Origin of the sequence: Pseudoalteromonas citrea (assembly GCF_000238375.3) — a bacterium.
GTDB lineage: Bacteria > Pseudomonadota > Gammaproteobacteria > Enterobacterales > Alteromonadaceae > Pseudoalteromonas > Pseudoalteromonas citrea.
On record NZ_AHBZ03000014.1, the window covers coordinates 868560 to 885433 of the forward strand.

The 16874-nt window shown below is 42.2% G+C and carries 15 protein-coding genes and 1 tRNA gene; 5 read left to right on the top strand and 11 right to left on the bottom strand.

Going from position 1 to position 16874, the window contains the following annotated elements; all coding sequences use genetic code 11:
* Position 1: 1 nt before the first annotated feature.
* The 9 genes from nlpI to PCIT_RS07180 form a co-directional block, all read right to left on the bottom strand.
* Positions 2 to 880 (bottom strand): lipoprotein NlpI, encoded by an 879-nt coding sequence (gene nlpI, locus PCIT_RS07140; protein ID WP_010365902.1) that lies wholly within the window; start codon positions 878 to 880, stop codon positions 2 to 4.
* A 109-nt stretch (positions 881 to 989) separates the two neighbouring features.
* Positions 990 to 3116, bottom strand: a complete 2127-nt coding sequence (gene pnp / locus PCIT_RS07145; protein ID WP_010365900.1) for a polyribonucleotide nucleotidyltransferase — start codon at positions 3114 to 3116, stop codon at positions 990 to 992.
* Positions 3117 to 3340: 224 nt separating this feature from the next.
* On the bottom strand, positions 3341 to 3610 hold the full coding sequence (gene rpsO / locus PCIT_RS07150; protein ID WP_010365898.1) for a 30S ribosomal protein S15: 270 nt from the start codon (positions 3608 to 3610) through the stop codon (positions 3341 to 3343).
* Between the two features lie 108 nt (positions 3611 to 3718).
* On the bottom strand, positions 3719 to 4654 hold the full coding sequence (gene truB / locus PCIT_RS07155) for a tRNA pseudouridine(55) synthase TruB (RefSeq protein ID WP_010365896.1): 936 nt from the start codon (positions 4652 to 4654) through the stop codon (positions 3719 to 3721).
* On the bottom strand, positions 4654 to 5052 hold the full coding sequence (gene rbfA, locus PCIT_RS07160; RefSeq protein ID WP_010365895.1) for a 30S ribosome-binding factor RbfA: 399 nt from the start codon (positions 5050 to 5052) through the stop codon (positions 4654 to 4656). Before rbfA ends, truB begins: the two co-directional genes overlap by 1 nt.
* Positions 5053 to 5163: 111 nt before the next feature.
* Complete coding sequence (infB, locus tag PCIT_RS07165) at positions 5164 to 7812, bottom strand: translation initiation factor IF-2 (RefSeq protein ID WP_010365893.1); 2649 nt, start codon at positions 7810 to 7812, stop codon at positions 5164 to 5166.
* Between the two features lie 24 nt (positions 7813 to 7836).
* Positions 7837 to 9339: a transcription termination factor NusA gene (nusA, locus tag PCIT_RS07170; protein ID WP_010365891.1), complete on the bottom strand. Its 1503-nt coding sequence runs from the start codon at positions 9337 to 9339 to the stop codon at positions 7837 to 7839.
* 40 nt (positions 9340 to 9379) lie between these two features.
* The gene (gene rimP / locus PCIT_RS07175) at positions 9380 to 9835 is read right to left on the bottom strand and encodes a ribosome maturation factor RimP (protein ID WP_010365889.1); all 456 of its coding nucleotides are present in this window, start codon (positions 9833 to 9835) and stop codon (positions 9380 to 9382) included.
* A 261-nt stretch (positions 9836 to 10096) separates the two neighbouring features.
* Positions 10097 to 10173, bottom strand: a tRNA-Met gene (locus tag PCIT_RS07180).
* 198 nt (positions 10174 to 10371) lie between these two features.
* Between PCIT_RS07180 and PCIT_RS07185 the strand changes: the two genes are divergently transcribed.
* The 5 genes from PCIT_RS07185 (at position 10372) to PCIT_RS07205 (ending at position 15483) form a co-directional block, all read left to right on the top strand.
* On the top strand, positions 10372 to 11151 hold the full coding sequence (locus PCIT_RS07185) for a delta-class carbonic anhydrase (RefSeq protein WP_010365888.1): 780 nt from the start codon (positions 10372 to 10374) through the stop codon (positions 11149 to 11151).
* 295 nt (positions 11152 to 11446) lie between these two features.
* Complete coding sequence (locus PCIT_RS07190; protein ID WP_010365885.1) at positions 11447 to 11929, top strand: globin; 483 nt, start codon at positions 11447 to 11449, stop codon at positions 11927 to 11929.
* 54 nt (positions 11930 to 11983) lie between these two features.
* Complete coding sequence (locus tag PCIT_RS07195; RefSeq protein WP_010365883.1) at positions 11984 to 12490, top strand: hypothetical protein; 507 nt, start codon at positions 11984 to 11986, stop codon at positions 12488 to 12490.
* A 91-nt stretch (positions 12491 to 12581) separates the two neighbouring features.
* Positions 12582 to 13931: a DASH family cryptochrome gene (locus PCIT_RS07200; protein WP_010365882.1), complete on the top strand. Its 1350-nt coding sequence runs from the start codon at positions 12582 to 12584 to the stop codon at positions 13929 to 13931.
* Position 13932: 1 nt separating this feature from the next.
* Positions 13933 to 15483, top strand: coding sequence for a cryptochrome/photolyase family protein (locus PCIT_RS07205; RefSeq protein ID WP_010365880.1), 1551 nt, complete (start codon positions 13933 to 13935; stop codon positions 15481 to 15483).
* Between the two features lie 7 nt (positions 15484 to 15490).
* Here the strand turns inward: PCIT_RS07205 and PCIT_RS07210 are convergent, their stop codons facing one another.
* Together PCIT_RS07210 and PCIT_RS07215 are read right to left on the bottom strand one after the other, a co-directional pair.
* A complete protein-coding gene (locus PCIT_RS07210; RefSeq protein ID WP_010365878.1) occupies positions 15491 to 15895 on the bottom strand; it encodes a DUF3019 domain-containing protein in 405 nt (134 codons plus the stop codon).
* Positions 15885 to 16706 (bottom strand): MipA/OmpV family protein, encoded by an 822-nt coding sequence (locus PCIT_RS07215; RefSeq protein WP_010365876.1) that lies wholly within the window; start codon positions 16704 to 16706, stop codon positions 15885 to 15887. Before PCIT_RS07215 ends, PCIT_RS07210 begins: the two co-directional genes overlap by 11 nt.
* Positions 16707 to 16874 lie beyond the last annotated feature (168 nt).

Here is a 16874-nt window from a genome sequence, read left to right on the forward strand (position 1 = left end):
CTTAGCCTGCGTTTTCACGGGCTAACAAATCTAACTCTAAACGTGCATATTTATGTTCTACAAACTCAAACACGTTAGTTGCTAAGGTTAATTTGAAAAAATCAACGGCTACATCAGCCTTACCTTCACTTTGGTACAATTTTGCAAGATAAAAATACGCTTCACACAAGCGCTCTGAATACTCTTTTTGATCCTTTACGCCAGTAGAAAGCTGCTTTAGAAATTGCCCTTCAGACAACTCCCCCAAATATAGCGCAACTAACTGTGAAGACCATTCTTCACTATTTATTGCTTGCTGGTTAGCTTTGAGGGTCGCTTTTGCAGCAATAGGATCTAATTTAGATTGCGCTAAATATAACCACATTGCGCGATATGCATCTTGCGGAGAGCGTTCTAAAAATGATGTTAAATCATCAGTTGCTAGTTCAGAGCGATCGCCATAATACAACGCAATACCGCGATTTAAATACGCATATTCATGCTGTTCGTCAATCTCTAGCACAGTGTCAAACATTTCATAGGCTTTGCCAAATTCTTGCAGCAATGTATGGTGAATACCTAAAAAATTGTAAACCTCAGCCAAATCTGGCTTCATTTTAATCGCGCGATTAAAGTCAATTCTCGCCAAAGTGCTTAAGCCTAAGCTGTCGTAAAGCATACCGCGGTTATAATAAAGCTGCGCACGTTGCTCTTTGGGTAAATCAACACCCAGTAATAATTCAGAATAGCGCGCAATGGCAATCTCATTACGAAAATTAGCTTGTAAAGGAACACTCAAAGGTACATTTACAACACGTTGTTCAACTGGTTGCTCGGTAGATTGACAACCCATTAATCCAACGAGTACCAGGGGTAAAACGATGATGGATTTTAAATTCATATCCTTCCTTTGGTCAGCCTAACTCTAAATTCAATGAACTTGCATTAAAGCATAAAAAAGGGGGCCAATCAGCCCCCTTTTACATAGTAAATAACTTATTTACACAAAATTACTCAGCAGGCGCTTCTGGCGCTGGCGTAGCTGATTGCTCTAACGCTTCTTTAATGCTCAGACGTACGCGACCTTGGCGGTCTACTTCTAGTACTTTAACTTTCACTTCCTGACCAACAGTTAGGTGGTCGCCTACGCTGTTAACACGCTCAGGGCTGATCTGTGAAATATGAACTAGGCCATCTTTACCTGGTAATACGTTTACAAACGCACCGAAGTCAACGATACGTACAACTTTACCATTGTAGATAGTGCCAACTTCTAGTTCAGCAGTAAGCGCTTCAATACGAGAGATAGCATCTTTCGCACTTAGGCCGTCTGTTGCTGCAATTTTGATCGTACCATCGTCTTCAATTTCAATCGTTGTGCCCGTTTCTTCAGTTAACTGACGAATTGTAGCGCCACCTTTACCAATTACTTCAGCAATCTTCTTCGGTGGGATATTCATTGTATATATACGAGGTGCAAATTCAGAAAGCTCTTCTGAAGGTGCTGCAATTGCTTCATCCATCACTGATAGAATGTGTAAACGTGCTGCTTTAGCTTGTTTAAGTGCAATTTGCATGATTTCTTTGTTGATACCTTCAATCTTGATATCCATCTGCAATGCAGTAATACCCGCTTCAGTACCAGCTACTTTAAAGTCCATGTCACCTAAGTGATCTTCGTCACCTAAAATGTCAGAAAGAACAACAAAGTTTTCTTCTTCTTTAACTAGACCCATCGCGATACCCGCAACAGATGCTTTGATTGGTACACCAGCATTCATTAGCGCAAGTGACGTACCACATACAGAAGCCATTGAAGAAGAACCATTTGATTCTGTGATTTCAGATACCACACGGATAGAGTATGGGAAGTCTGTCAATGTTGGCATTACAGCTTGAATACCACGCTTTGCAAGGTTACCGTGGCCGATTTCACGACGCTTAGGAGAACCAACAAAACCAGTTTCGCCTACACAGAATGGAGGGAAGTTATAGTTAAGCATGAAGTGGTTTTTATGTGTACCAGTTAAATCGTCGATTAACTGTGAATCACGTTCCGTACCTAAAGTAGCTGTAACTAGCGCCTGAGTTTCACCACGAGTGAAAATAGCAGAGCCGTGAGTACGTGGTAACACACCTGTCATTACGTCAAGTGCACGAACCATATCTGGTTCACGACCATCAATACGCTTCTCGCCAGCAATGATACGGCTACGTACGATGTTCTTCTCTAATGCACCAAATAATTTACCAACTTCTTGCGTATCTAACGTTTCGCCTTCAGCTAGTTCAGCAGTAAGTGCTTCAACCACACCTTCTTTTGCTGCAGTTAGCGCTGTTTTACGCTCTACTTTGTCTGTGATCAAGTAAGCTGCGCCTACTTTATCAGCTGCTAGTGCTGCAACTTTGTCTGACGCTGCAACGTTTTTCTCTGGTGCAGTCCAATCCCAAGTAGGCTTACCTGCTTCAGCTTTAAATTCATTGATAGCAGTGATGATCGCTTGAGATTGCTCATGACCATACACAACTGCACCAAGCATTACGTCTTCTGGTAATACGTCTGCTTCAGACTCAACCATAAGTACCGCGTTTTCAGTACCTGCAACAACAAGATCAAGCTTACTTTCTTCAAGCTCTTTTAAAGTTGGGTTTAGTACATACTGGTCATCGATATAACCAACACGTGCAGCACCAATTGGGCCACTGAATGGAATACCAGAAATAGCAAGAGCGGCTGAAGTACCGATCATCGCAACCATATCAGGTTGGATTTCAGGGTTAACAGACACAACCGTAGCAATAACTTGTACTTCGTTTACAAAGCCATTCGGGAAAAGAGGACGAATTGGACGGTCAATAAGGCGTGCAATCAGTGTCTCGCCATCATTTGGACGACCTTCACGCTTCAAGAAACCACCTGGGATACGACCCGCAGCGTACATACGCTCTTGGTAGTTAACTGTTAGTGGGAAGAAGTCTTGACCCGGTTGTGCGTCACGCTTACCTACAACAGTAACAAGTACTGAAGTATCGCCGATGCTTGCTAGTACTGCACCATCTGCTTGACGAGCAATCGCGCCAGTTTCGATTGTGACCGTGTGTTGGCCTAGTTGAAATTCTTTAATAATTGCTTGCACAAATATTTCCTTAAATAAAACAAAATATAGACGCCAACTAGTACCAATTACAGTCTTAAATAGACTAAACAATCTATTTAAGCACTACAATTGGCAAAAGCGCTGGCGCTGACTTAGCCCAATGCTAAGCGGGTGTTAGTATACGTGGAGAACACCCACAAAAAAAGGGGCTTGAAAGCCCCTTTTTTAATGTTAGCTAAAAAAGCCAACAATCAATCAAAAGATTAGCGACGTAGGCCAAGCTCTTTGATTAGCGCTGAGTAACGCTCAACGTTTTTACCTTTAAGGTAATCAAGTAATTTACGACGTTGGCTAACTTTGCGAAGAAGACCACGACGTGAGTGGAAATCATGCTTATGATCAGCGAAGTGACCTTGTAGCTTGTTGATGTCGAAAGTAAGAAGTGCTACTTGTACTTCAGGTGAACCAGTGTCGCCTTCAACACGTGCAAATTTAGCAACGATTTCTACTTTTTCTTGAGTACTTAGTGACATAATAACTCCAAAATTAATTTAAATTGTGCTTAAGCCGATCACTAATTCAGCAAAAGCGAGTAAGCGGCGCGCAGTATAGCAATATTCGCCGCGTGAGACTAGAAAAAACTATTGGTTAGTTGCCAGTGCGCGTTTGGCTTTTAAATGGCCATCAGGGTTACGTTCCCCAATGCCAATAAACTGCCCATCTGCAACCACTTTAATAATACCCTCGGGTACCGTGCCGCACACTACGACCTGACCATGGCTAAATGCCACACCTTGCTCCGCCGAGATCTCCACTACGGGTAAATCGACTAAAGCAGTGTCCATCGGCAACAGTAATTCATCTAGGTATGTTGAAGGCTCTACCCCTTCTACTTTTGCCTGTTGTAGCTTTGCTTCTAGCTGTTCGATGGTAACCATTTGCTCACTTGGATAATGGCCCACTTTCGAACGATGCAACATAATGACATGCGCACCACACCCTAGCTTTTCACCTAAATCATCCACGATAGTACGAATATAGGTGCCTTTAGATACATGCGCTGTCATCTGAATTTCTTCATTCTCAGCGTCATACTCATCAAGCGTTAGGCTATATACATTTATTTTTCGACATTTGCGCGGAACTTCAATGCCCTCTCTGGCATATTTATATAAAGGCTGACCTTGATATTTTAATGCTGAGTACATTGAAGGATATTGATCAGTTTCACCCAAGAAACCTGTGATTTCTTTTTGTAAACCATCCAGCGTGATATCTACAGGGCGCGTCTCAACAACTTCACCGTCAGAATCAGAGGTGGTTGTGCGTTCGCCTAACTTGGCACGCACAACATAGGTTTTATCAGTATCTAATAAAAACTGTGTGAACTTGGTCGCTTCACCAAAACAAATGGGTAGCATGCCTGTTGCCAGTGGATCTAATGCACCGGTATGACCTGCTTTTTGCGCAAAGTAAATACCTTTCGCTTGTTGCAACGCTTTATTCGAAGAGATCCCTTCAGGTTTGTGCAAAAGCACGATGCCATCAACCGGACGACCTTTTGAACGTCTTGCCATTACTCTTGCTCATCCTCCGATGACTCAGGTCCACGCTTTTCGTTATCATCACGAATAACTGAATCAACGAGATTTGAAATACGCATACCTTCAAGTAACGAGTTGTCTACCACAAAACGTAGTTCTGGCATGATACGCGCACGAATACGCTTACCTAGAATAGAACGAATATAGCCCGTTGCATCATTTAAGATGGCAACACTTTGCTTAGTCTTATCTTCATCACTGGTATTCAATACCGTAATAAAGATTTTTGCGTAAGATAAGTCTCTTGATACTTCAACCGCGGAAACCGTCACCATGCCTAAGCGTGGGTCTTTAATTTCGCGTTGTAATATCACAGCAATCTCTTTTTGGATTTGCTGGCCAACTCTATCTGTGCGAGAAAATTCTCTCATCTTCACCACTTATAAATTTTAACTTATTGAAAAACAATAATAAGTTTAATTAGTTTTAAACGAACAAATGGGGGCTAGTGCCCCCATTTCAACCATTATTATAGCAATGGTTTACAATGTACGTTGAACTTCAACCGTCTCGAATACTTCGATTTGGTCGCCAACTTTAACATCGTTGTAGTTCTTAACACCGATACCACATTCCATGCCGTTACGCACTTCTTGTACGTCGTCTTTAAAGCGACGAAGTGACTCAAGTTCACCTTCGTAGATAACCACGTTTTCACGAAGTACACGGATTGGCGCGCTACGCTTAACGATGCCTTCTGTAACCATACAACCCGCGATTGCGCCGATTTTAGGAGACTTGAATACATCACGAACTTCAGCAAGACCAATGATCTCTTGCTTAAATTCAGGTGCTAGCATACCAGACATCGCTTGCTTAACTTCTTCAATCAAGCTGTAGATAACGCTGTAGTAACGTAAATCAAGGTTTTCAGAGTCAACCACTTTACGCGCAGATGCATCAGCACGTACGTTAAAGCCAACAATGATTGCATTTGAAGCTGCAGCAAGTGTTGCATCAGTTTCTGTGATACCACCTACGCCACTACCAACGATCTTCACTTTAACTTCATCTGTAGAGAGTTTAACAAGTGAATCTGCAATCGCCTGAATTGAACCTTGAACGTCCGCTTTCAATACAACATTTACTTCTGACACATTGCCTTCAGTCATGTTGCTGAACATGTTCTCTAGCTTCGCTTTTTGCTGACGCGCCAGTTTAACATCACGGAATTTACCTTGACGGTACAATGCAACTTCACGTGCTTTACGCTCGTCTTTAACAACAGTCGCTTCATCACCCGCAGCAGGTACACCAGACAGACCTAATACTTCTACCGGGATAGAAGGACCAGCAGTCTTGATTTCTTTACCGTTTTCGTCACGCATTGCACGAACACGACCATACTCAAGACCACAAAGCACGATATCGCCTTGCTTAAGCTGACCAGATTGAACAAGTACAGTTGCAACTGGACCACGGCCTTTATCAAGACGTGATTCAATAACAACACCTGCACCCATACCTTGTGTTGGTGCAGTTAGCTCTAATAGCTCAGATTGCATTAGAACCGCTTCTAGAAGCTCATCAACACCAGTACCCGCTTTTGCAGAGATGTGTGCAAATTGCGTATCGCCGCCCCACTCTTCTGGGATAACGTCTAGCTGTGCTAGTTCGTTCTTAACGCGATCTGGATCAGCGCCTTCTTTATCCATTTTGTTCACAGCAACAATTAAAGGTACACCCGCTGCTTTAGCGTGTTGTACAGCTTCTTTTGTTTGAGGCATTACACCATCATCTGCGGCAACAACTAGGATAACGATATCAGTTGCTTTTGCACCACGTGCACGCATTGACGTAAACGCTGCGTGTCCTGGAGTATCTAAGAAGGTGATCATGCCGCCTTCCGTTTCAACGTGATATGCACCAATGTGCTGTGTAATACCACCGGCTTCGCCAGACGCTACTTTTGCACTTCGAATGTAATCAAGCGTTGACGTTTTACCGTGGTCAACGTGACCCATTACCGTTACTACTGGTGCACGTGATTCAGTTGACTCAACTTCACTACGGTCATTCAATACTTGTACTTCTAGCTCATTTTCTTTTACTAGAACTACTTTGTGACCCATTTCTTCAGCAACTAGTTGTGCTGTTTCTTGGTCGATAACTTGGTTAATCGTAACCATGTCACCCATTTTCATCATCGTTTTAACGACTTCAGTGCCTTTTACAGCCATACGAGAAGCGAGTTCAGCAACAGCAATTGTTTCACTGATACGTACTTCTTGTTTCACATCTGCAACTGGCTTTTGGAAACCGTGCTGTAAAGATGAAGGCGCTTTTAGTTTACCTTTACGGCCTCTTGAAGGCGCCTCAGCTCTTGCAGGTGCTTTTTTCTTTTTCTTGCGACGCGCACTTTTCTCTTCGCGTGCATCTGACTCATCTTCTGCTTCACGTGCATAAGTTGATGTAGTCAGGTGATGGTCAGCCGTTTCTTCGCGACGACGGCGTTCCTCTTCTTCTTTTTTCCAACGAGCTTCATTTTCTTCAGCTAGTTTACGCGCCACTTCTGCTTGACGCTTCGCTTCTTCTTCAGCTTTTATCAATGCTGCCTCTTCTGCTTCTTTTTGCAGACGCTCCGCTTCTAGGCGGTCTTTTTCAACTTTCGCACTATCCACTTTCTTGTCCTGCGGTTGATTGGCTTTTCGCTCAGCTTCAGCTTTGCGTTTTGCCTCTTCTTTAACTTTACGCTCAGCGTCTTCTTTTGCTTTACGCTCAGCATCTTCTTTGGCCTTTTGCTCAGCTACTTGCTGTGCTTTTAATTCAGCCTCTTTACGGCTAGCTTCTTCTGCAGCTAGACGTTCTTGCTCTTTCTCTTGGTCAATAGTGCTCTTTTTCACGTAAGTACGTTTTTTACGTACTTCAACCTGAACGGCCTTGTCTTTACCCGTAGAGCCTTTCACATTTAATGTGCTTTTGCTTTTACGTTGTAAAGTCATACGTTCAGGGCCTTCAGCACCTTTACCACCGTGTTGCTTACTTAGGTGATCAAGTAACTGAGCCTTTTCAGATTCAGTAACACTATCAGTCTCGCCTTTGGTGATCCCTGCATCGTTTAATTGCTGCAGCAATTTATCAACAGTTGTATCAATAGTCTCGGCTAGTTTTTCAATGCTTACTTCTGCCATAGTGTGTGTTACTCCGTTAATAAATTATTCGTCTTCACCAAACCAACAAATGTTACGTGCAGCCATGATTAACTGCCCAGCATCTTGCTCTGATAACTCTGTAATTTCTACTAGCTCGTCAATTCCCTGCTCAGCTAAGTCTTCAAGTGTTACAACACCTTTGCTTGCCATAACAAATGCCAAATGACGCTCTAACCCTTCTAGTGCAAGCAGGTCTTCAGCAGGCTCTGCACCTTCAAGGCTTTCTTCTGTTTTAAGTGCTTTCGTTGTTAACGCATCTTTTGCACGATTACGCAGCTCTTCAACGGTGTCTTCATCAAGCCCGTCAATTTCTAAGAACTCAGCAACAGGAACATACGCAACTTCTTCAAGCGTAGAGAAACCTTCATTAATTAATAGACCAGCGAAGTCATCATCAATGTCTAGGTTCTGTGTAAACAAGTTAACTAGCTTGTCTGACTCTTCTGAGTTCTTAGCATCCATGTCTTCAACAGTCATCACGTTTAGTTCCCACCCAGTTAACTGGCTAGCTAAACGAATGTTTTGACCATTACGACCAATCGCCTGTGCAAGGTTATCTGATTCTACAGCGATATCCATTGAACGCGAATCTTCATCCATTACGATAGAAGCGACTTCCGCTGGCGCCATCGCGTTAATAACAAACTGTGCAGGGTTATCATCGTATAATACGATATCAACACGCTCTCCACCTAGTTCAGTAGAAACCGCTTGTACACGTGCACCACGCATACCAACACATGCACCAACAGGGTCAATGCGCTTGTCATTTGATTTAACTGCGATTTTTGCGCGAGAACCTGGGTCTCGTGCTGCGCCGCGAATTTCAATCATTTCTTCGCCAATTTCTGGCACCTCAATGCGGAATAACTCCATTAGCATTTCAGGCTTTGAACGCGTCACAAATAATTGTGCACCACGTGCTTCAGGTTTTACTTCATAAAGTAAACCACGAACACGGTCACCAGGGCGGAAGCTTTCGCGTGGTAACATGTCATCACGGTAAATAACAGCTTCAGCATTATTACCTAAATCAATAACAATCGCGTCACGGGTTGCTTTTTTAACAACACCCGTTACTAGCTCACCTTGTTGATCTTTGTATGCTTCAACAACTAGCGCTCTTTCAGCTTCACGTACTTTCTGTACGATAACCTGTTTTGCCATTTGCGTTGTAATACGGTCAAACTTAATTGACTCAATTTGCTCTTCAACAAAGTCACCAAGTTGCGTTTCAGGCTCTTCTACCTGTGCCGCTTCAAGCGTGATTTCTGAATACGGGTTTTCTAGTGAACCATCTTCTTGAGGGTCAACAGCCATCCAACGGCGGAAAGTATCGTACTCACCTGTTTTGCGATCGATTGATACACGTACTTCAATATCACCATCGTGTTTTTTCTTAGTTGCAGTCGCTAGAGCAAACTCTAACGCTTCAAAAATCTTTTCTTTTGGGACTGCCTTCTCATTGGAAACGGCTTCTGCCACCAATAATATCTCTTTTGCCATAAGTAATGCCTCGCTTGCCCTTGTCCTTCGCACTCAATATTTAAAATTTTGCGATGATGTTTGCACGCTCGATGTTACTGAGCATAATAAAATGTTCGTTACCATCGATCTTTAACGTGATCATATCGGCGCTAACTGCGATTAAATCGCCTTTAAAGTTGCGTCGTCCATCTTGCGGAAGTTTAGTACGTACACGTACCTCTTCACCTTGTGCCATCTCATAATGAGCCAACTTAAATAGTGGCCTATCAACGCCTGGAGAAGACACTTCCAAATCATATTCGTTTGTAATCGGGTCTTCGACGTCAAGAATCGCACTTACTTGTCTGCTTGCGTCAGCACAGTTATCTACGGTAACACCACCTTCATTTTCAATGTATACACGTAATGTAGAATGACGACCGGCTTGTACAAACTCTAGACCTAATAATTCGAAGCCAAGTGCTTCTACAGCTGGCTCTAACATTTCAGTCAAATCTTGTTCGAGTTTTGTCACAAATTTCCTCCATACAAACAAAAAAAGGGCTTAAGCCCCAATTATACTAGTTGCGTTGTACCAAGTATTACCAAAAGTAAGGTTTCAGATACAACAACGCCCCGAACCAAGCGGGGCGTCACACCTAAAACAAAACTGTGTGGCCAAAGGCCTTACTTGGTTGCGGGCTTTACAGCCAAATTAAGCCGAGGCTTAAAACGCAAAACGCGCATTACATAGAATGCGCGCTGCATCTAAAAAACATTGCTATTTTTCAGATGTTGGTTGCGGGAGCCGGATTTGAACCGACGACCTTCGGGTTATGAGCCCGACGAGCTACCAGGCTGCTCCATCCCGCGCCAATGTGCAGCAAACACTGCAAAATATGCGCAGTATTATAAGGAGTGTTCCATTAATAAGCAACCTCCCATCTACTATTTATTCGCTTAATCAATCGCCAAAAGGACCTGAAATAGGTAATTTCTTCTTTCCAGACATTACATAACGTTAAAAGCTCAGATATAATATCGCAATTTTTACATTACAGAGAAACTATTATGAAAAAAACAACAATGACCATTTTGACAGCGCTATCATTTGCATTCACTGGTCAAGCTGTCGCTGCAAGCTGTGAGGGCTATGGTCCACAAACCCCGCGCGACATTGATAATTTACTTGGTGAAAACAAACGTGTTTTTTCAAAAGCACCTGCTAGCGAGCATATGAACCTATGTAATATTCACTTCCATAAAAATGCAGAGCACAAAGCAAAAGACTTTTCTGTCTTTGCCGGTGATAGCAAGTACGGTGGGTATCAATGTAACGCAACAAGTTCACTCACTGCCGCTGAGCTTAAAGCCCCTAAAGGTAAAGTATGTAAAAATGTACAGCCTGGCGATACCATTGAAGTACACTGGGTTCACAGTTCGTGTGATGTAACACCGGGTAAAGGTCTTGGCTCATGTTTGAGTGACAAGTGTGCTAACCCACAATTACGTGTAGAAACACAAGTATTCATGGTCGTTAATGATGAGAATGCACTTGATTTCAATGACCTTGATTACGATGGCAATATGGTTAACGGTTATCACCAAGCAAAGCACATCCCAAATACAACGGGTAAACCTGTAGAATTCCTAGGTTCAACAACAGGCCCTAGCTACACAGAACAGCAGTGTTCACCACTTCAAGTTACTTGGAGCGTTCGCCCTGCTTGTGCAAAAATCGACATTAACAGCCTAGCGACATGGTGTGAAAGCAATGAGTTTGAAGAAGATCACGCACACGGTGTTCGTCCGTTAGTGACCGATCCTAAGCTACTAGCGCCAATCAATTAATCAAATACTTAGATAATTAGTATTTAAAAAGCGCTAATAAGTTTTTATTTATCAGCGCTTTTACCTGCATTAAGCTGAAATAACACATTTCCCATTCGCAATAACCCTATTCGCACCTATACTTTGCACTAAGGGTTCATTGCAAACTTAATATGAACACTGAGTAGTATCTGAGTTATGCCGTATCAAGGCTACCAAGCATATTTATTGTTCTATTACACTGTAATTTTAGGTAATTAAACAATTACTTTCCATCCGAGCAAACGGACGCGCTCTTAATCGACAAGAGGCGATTATGAGTATTTCTCCCTATCAGTATCAACTATTAACGCAATCTTTTACAACGCTTAAGCCTAACTTTCACTGTTTCTGTGTGAGTTTACATACGCAACTCAAAAACTATAACTTAGAGCTTGCCTTACCAAGTTCTTCAAAATATTTACTTAATATCGAACACAACATTCAACTATTTTTAAGTGAAGGCATTGCGCTTTTGCCACAGCAAAGTGCACTGGTTGATTTGATCAAGCGACACAAGCCGCATTTTGATGCACTCAAGCTCAGTGAGCAAGATATTGCCGTGCTGTGCCATACGATGCTAGAGACACTACAATTGCACCTAGGTCGTCAGTTTACGCTGGCTTTGCGTAATGCATGGCGCAAAGCATTGCACATGTTTGCTAACATAATTAAAAGCGTTGTTTTTCAAACGAGTAACGTTGTTAACTTACAGAGTTTTCGCCAACAAAAGCAACAGCAGTTTTCGACCATAAGATGACTTTTAGTGACAATCACAGTAAACTCGATCGCAGTTTACGCAAAGAGAATTGTTATGAAAAAAGCGTTATTTTTATCGACTATTTTACTCCTGCCATTAACAGGCTGCGATGTATTTGAATCATCAAAAAAACAGATAGAAGAGCAGTACTTATCACAAAATAGTGAATTAAAAGAGGCTGTTGAATCAATTAGAGAGCAAGGGTTAACGGCTTTCTCCGCCACGGCAGAAAAAGGCAGTGTTGCTGCTTGTGTTGCAAAACAGCTTGACGCTGACCCTATGGGTGCACTCATCGAAGTAGAGGGGGCTTTGCAGGATGGCGCCGACCTCTCAAAGCTGGCTGCAACAATCGAAAGCTTATCTGAACAAGAAATTTCACTAGAAAGCATTCCACAGCTGCTGCAGCAAGGTGCTGATACTGTAAATTACTTGAGAACTTTACTCAGTGAATACGACTTAACCGAGTTACAGGACAAAGTAAGTCAGTTGCTACAAGATGGCCAAAGTCAAAGCCAAGATATAGGTGAACATTTACGGGGCTTAATTGAACAATGCCAATAACAGGACATTCAATATAATTTAAAAAGCCCTGTTGGGCTTTTTTTGTTTTTATTCGTACAACTAATATAACTGGTTTAACGAATAAGTAATCATGAAACGAATAGGCCTCTACCTTTTTACTCAAGACTGCCGTGTGCAAGATAACGATGCGCTATATTTATTGGCTTCAAGCGTCGATACCTTGATATGTTTATACTGTGTTGCTCCCCAAACGCGTTATGATAAACAATTTAGCCAAACAACTGCCAGTGAGGCACAAAAAGGGTATCTGAAAAGTACCTTGCAGGGGTTACAAAACTCTTTGGCACAGCTCGGTCAAACATTGAATGTTGAATATGGTGACCGCAGAGGGGTTATAGCTGACTATATTAGTCGCTTTGAAATAACCCACGTCGCCTCATCTATACCCGTAGCGTATAACGAAAGCCATATGTGGCAGTGGCTTAAAAGTACTTTTTCACATGTTAATTTTCAAACAGCAAATAACAGTCAAATATATTATCGAACACAATTGCCTTTTGATTTGGCTGAGTTACCAAAGTCATTTTCCTCATTTAGAAAGTTTATAGAGCGCGATGCTCAGTGTGAACGCACAGAAACCATACCACAACGACCATGCTTTCACCTCCCTCCACCGCCTTGCCTAATGCAATTTAAACTGCCGAAATATCTAATCAATACGCAAAACAACGATTATTATGGTGGCGAAGAGAATGCACAAAAACACCTTAGGGGGTATTTTAACTCAGATGCTGCCTCTGGCTATAAACAGACTCGTAATGCATTGCATGGTAATCATTTTTCTACCTTATTTTCACCGTACCTTGCTCATGGCGCTTTGAGCCCTCAGCAAGTTTTAAGGGCACTCAATGAGTATGAAAATCAACATGGCAGTAATGAATCAACTTACTGGATTTACTTCGAGCTACTATGGCGCGAGTACTTTCATTGGTACAGCCAGTTGCATCAAAGCGCATTATTTAAGTTTACAGGTATAACGAATACCAAGCCTCTCACCAGTTTTTACCCTCAGCGGTTCGCGGCATGGTGTAATGGTAATACGCCAGAGCCCTTAATTAACGCACTGATTAACGAACTCAACAAAACAGGTTGGATATCAAACCGAGGCCGCCAAATTATCGCCAGTTATCTTGTTAATGAGCTCCAAGTAGATTGGCGCTATGGTGCTGCTTATTTTGAACAGAGGCTCATTGATTATGATGTTGCCAGTAATTGGGGAAATTGGCAGTACATTGCCGGCGTAGGTGCCGACACCAAAGGTGGCCGTCATTTTAACATCCAAAAACAAGTTAGGCTTTACGACCCAGATGGTGAATATACACGACAGTGGAGCCCTACAAAAACACAAAGTACATCCCGCAATTTAGCCGAATACACCGATATGACAGGGTGGCCGAATGAGCAATCTAGGAGCCTTTAAAATGCAGAATAAACCCATACTGCGCCTAATATTAGGTGACCAACTTGATGTGGGCCATGCTTGGTTTCAAGATAAATCCGTTCCAGCAATTTATGTTATTGCTGAGCTGCACCAAGAAACAAACTATACAACACATCATGTGCAAAAAATCTGTGGTTTTTTTGCAGCGATGGCGAGATTTGCTGATGCACTGCGACAAGCCCAATACCAAGTGTGTTATTTAACTCTCGATGACACCCTTCATGACAAAGACTTGCCCACATTAATACAACGATTATGCAACGAATTTGACTGTAAACATTTTGAGTATCAGCAACCTGATGAATACCGATTGGCTCAACAATTGTCGGAGATGGTTTTAGAAAATACGTCAATACAATGCGTACAAAGCAACCACTTCTTTCTGCCATTTGATGAAATACCTGCATATTTCACAAAAGACAAACATATTACCATGGAACATTTTTACCGAAAAATGCGTAGACGCTTCGACATTTTAATGGACGGCGACACACCTACAGGTGAAAAGTGGAATTTCGACTCTGATAACCGCGCTAAATTAAAAAAAGCAGATATGGCCCATATTCCTGAACCACTGCTATTTAGCTATGATATGAGTGACATTATTACGCGTTTAAAACGTCACAACATTGCGACGATGGGCGAACTATCACAGCCATTTATTTGGCCAACCAGTCGCACTGAAGCGCAGCAATTACTGCATTATTTTTGTGAATACCTTTTACCCCTGTTTGGTCAATTTCAAGACGCAATGACGGCAAATAGCCCACATAAATGGAGCCTATACCACAGCCGTCTGTCATTTGCTCTAAACAGTAAAATGCTGTCGCCGCAACAGGTTATCGATGCAGCTATTCATGCGTATGAAGCCAATAAAGATACAATTTCTATTGCTCAAATTGAGGGGTTTGTTCGACAGATCCTGGGCTGGAGAGAATATGTAAGAGCGGTGTACTGGATAAATATGCCTGATTACGCCACTTACAATACACTGTCAGCTCAACGTAGTCTCCCTAAACAATTCTGGGATGGACAAACAAAAATGCGGTGTATGCAACAGGCCATTTCGCAAAGCCTAGAGTTTGCTTATGCACATCACATTCAACGTTTAATGGTAACGGGTAACTTTTGTTTGCTCACCGGCATAGACCCAGATCAGGTCGATAACTGGTATCTAGGTATTTATATCGATGCGATTGAATGGGTTGAAATGCCCAACACTCGTGGTATGACACAATTTGCTGACAACGGGATCGTCGCGACTAAACCCTACGCAGCAAGTGGGAATTATATCAATAAAATGAGTGATTACTGCACTGGCTGCCATTACAACGTCAAACAAAAAACAACGACAGACGCATGTCCGCTCAATAGTTTATATTGGAATTTTATGATTGAACACAGGGAACGTTTTGCAAAAAACCCGAGGATCGGCATGATATATCGTAATTGGGACAAGCAAGATGATGTGACAAAACAGCAAACATTACAGCGAGCCCAATATTGCCTTAACAATATCGACTCGCTGTAAGTATGCGTTAAAACAAGCGCCAGCGGCGCTTTTTCGTTTGAATCTTGTGCACCCAGTTTACTTCTATCGTGGTCACCGCCAGCACATCACGCTGTGATTTTGAAATAAGCTCATAACTCATACTTTCCGCAGAACCAAACCCCAAAACAAATTCAAAGGCTTGCGATTTAGCCCAACACTGTAGAATTTTTTTAGACACACTTTCTCTAATACAGTAATCGCCCAACGCTGGAGTGTTGATAGAAAACTTAACATCTGCGTAGCACGTACGCCCTTCATTTAGAGCAACACATTTACTTGGTGCTGCATGTAAAATCTCTACTACTCCTTCGCCATTAGCCGCAACAACCTGCTGGCTAACCATCCCTGAAATAAATATTAAGGCATTAATTGAGACCAATTTAGAATACATATTTCACTCCGGCAAAAACTGCACGAGCGTGCCGAGAGTTAACAAGTGGGCTTTTCTTTGTATTGCTAGCGCCTATGATAATTGATGCGCCAGCACTAAATACCCAATCTTCTGCAATTGGATAGTTTGCCTGAACTTGCGTGAATACCGACACTGAATCACCTAATTCATAGACTGGGCGCCTTGAAGTAGCTTCATCAGCATCAACACCATAAAAATAATCTATAAAGTTAGCAGAGTAATAATTGGCACCAAAGTTTAACCATAGATCCCAATTACGTAATTCAAAATTTCGCGTTGCTTCCAAGTGCAATACCCAGCCATTTGTATCCCCAAAGGCGTCGTAAACTAGTTCAGCAACCGCTTGATAGTCACCAAGAGTTCTATAATAAGACAAGCCTATCGATTGATCCTGCTTGCGCCTTTTTATTCCACTTAGCTCAGGGACATACCCTTCGCTGCCATAGTAACCTTCTTCAGAGAAGGGTAATTGATAATTACCATATATGGCATCAACCCCCCAATCATCTTCTAGAATCAGTTGATAGCCCAAATCAGAGCCACCAAAAAAATCACCAGAGTGAGTGTTTAAATAAAAGCGCTTATATTGGATTTTGGCATCCACAAGCAGTGAAATACCGTCAAAATCAGACTGTGCCCCTTCCAGCTCGGGTAACGCTAAATCAACCCAAAAGCCGCCAAGGCTCAGCTGCCATAAAAAGCCATCGTCTTCATACTCATCTTCACTTGCTTGGGTGCTAAACGAAAAACACAGCAAGAGAGAAAATAATATTATTATTATTTTTTTCATAGTCCTTGGATACACTAATAGTGTGTTTACAATTCATCCTTGATCATACCTGAGCAAAACAACATCAACAATAACAACTTTTAACATAAGCACACACTTTTAAAGTTAACAATTAGTTAATAAAAAGTTCATCATCGTCCCGTTTAATACCCCACAAAATAGAGTGAT

Bases quoted from the DNA above. Each gene is read 5' to 3' on its own strand.
- PCIT_RS07185 (WP_010365888.1), top strand. From the start codon at position 10,372: ATGAAAAAAACAACAATGACCATTTTGACAGCGCTATCATTTGCATTC.
- PCIT_RS07200 (WP_010365882.1), top strand. From the start codon at position 12,582: ATGAAACGAATAGGCCTCTACCTTTTTACTCAAGACTGCCGTGTGCAA.
- nlpI (WP_010365902.1), bottom strand. From the start codon at position 880: ATGAATTTAAAATCCATCATCGTTTTACCCCTGGTACTCGTTGGATTA.
- infB (WP_010365893.1), bottom strand. From the start codon at position 7,812: ATGGCAGAAGTAAGCATTGAAAAACTAGCCGAGACTATTGATACAACT.
- PCIT_RS07195 (WP_010365883.1), top strand. From the start codon at position 11,984: ATGAAAAAAGCGTTATTTTTATCGACTATTTTACTCCTGCCATTAACA.
- truB (WP_010365896.1), bottom strand. From the start codon at position 4,654: ATGGCAAGACGTTCAAAAGGTCGTCCGGTTGATGGCATCGTGCTTTTG.
- PCIT_RS07210 (WP_010365878.1), bottom strand. From the start codon at position 15,895: ATGTATTCTAAATTGGTCTCAATTAATGCCTTAATATTTATTTCAGGG.
- PCIT_RS07215 (WP_010365876.1), bottom strand. From the start codon at position 16,706: ATGAAAAAAATAATAATAATATTATTTTCTCTCTTGCTGTGTTTTTCG.
- PCIT_RS07205 (WP_010365880.1), top strand. From the start codon at position 13,933: ATGCAGAATAAACCCATACTGCGCCTAATATTAGGTGACCAACTTGAT.
- rbfA (WP_010365895.1), bottom strand. From the start codon at position 5,052: ATGAGAGAATTTTCTCGCACAGATAGAGTTGGCCAGCAAATCCAAAAA.
- nusA (WP_010365891.1), bottom strand. From the start codon at position 9,339: ATGGCAAAAGAGATATTATTGGTGGCAGAAGCCGTTTCCAATGAGAAG.
- rpsO (WP_010365898.1), bottom strand. From the start codon at position 3,610: ATGTCACTAAGTACTCAAGAAAAAGTAGAAATCGTTGCTAAATTTGCA.
- PCIT_RS07190 (WP_010365885.1), top strand. From the start codon at position 11,447: ATGAGTATTTCTCCCTATCAGTATCAACTATTAACGCAATCTTTTACA.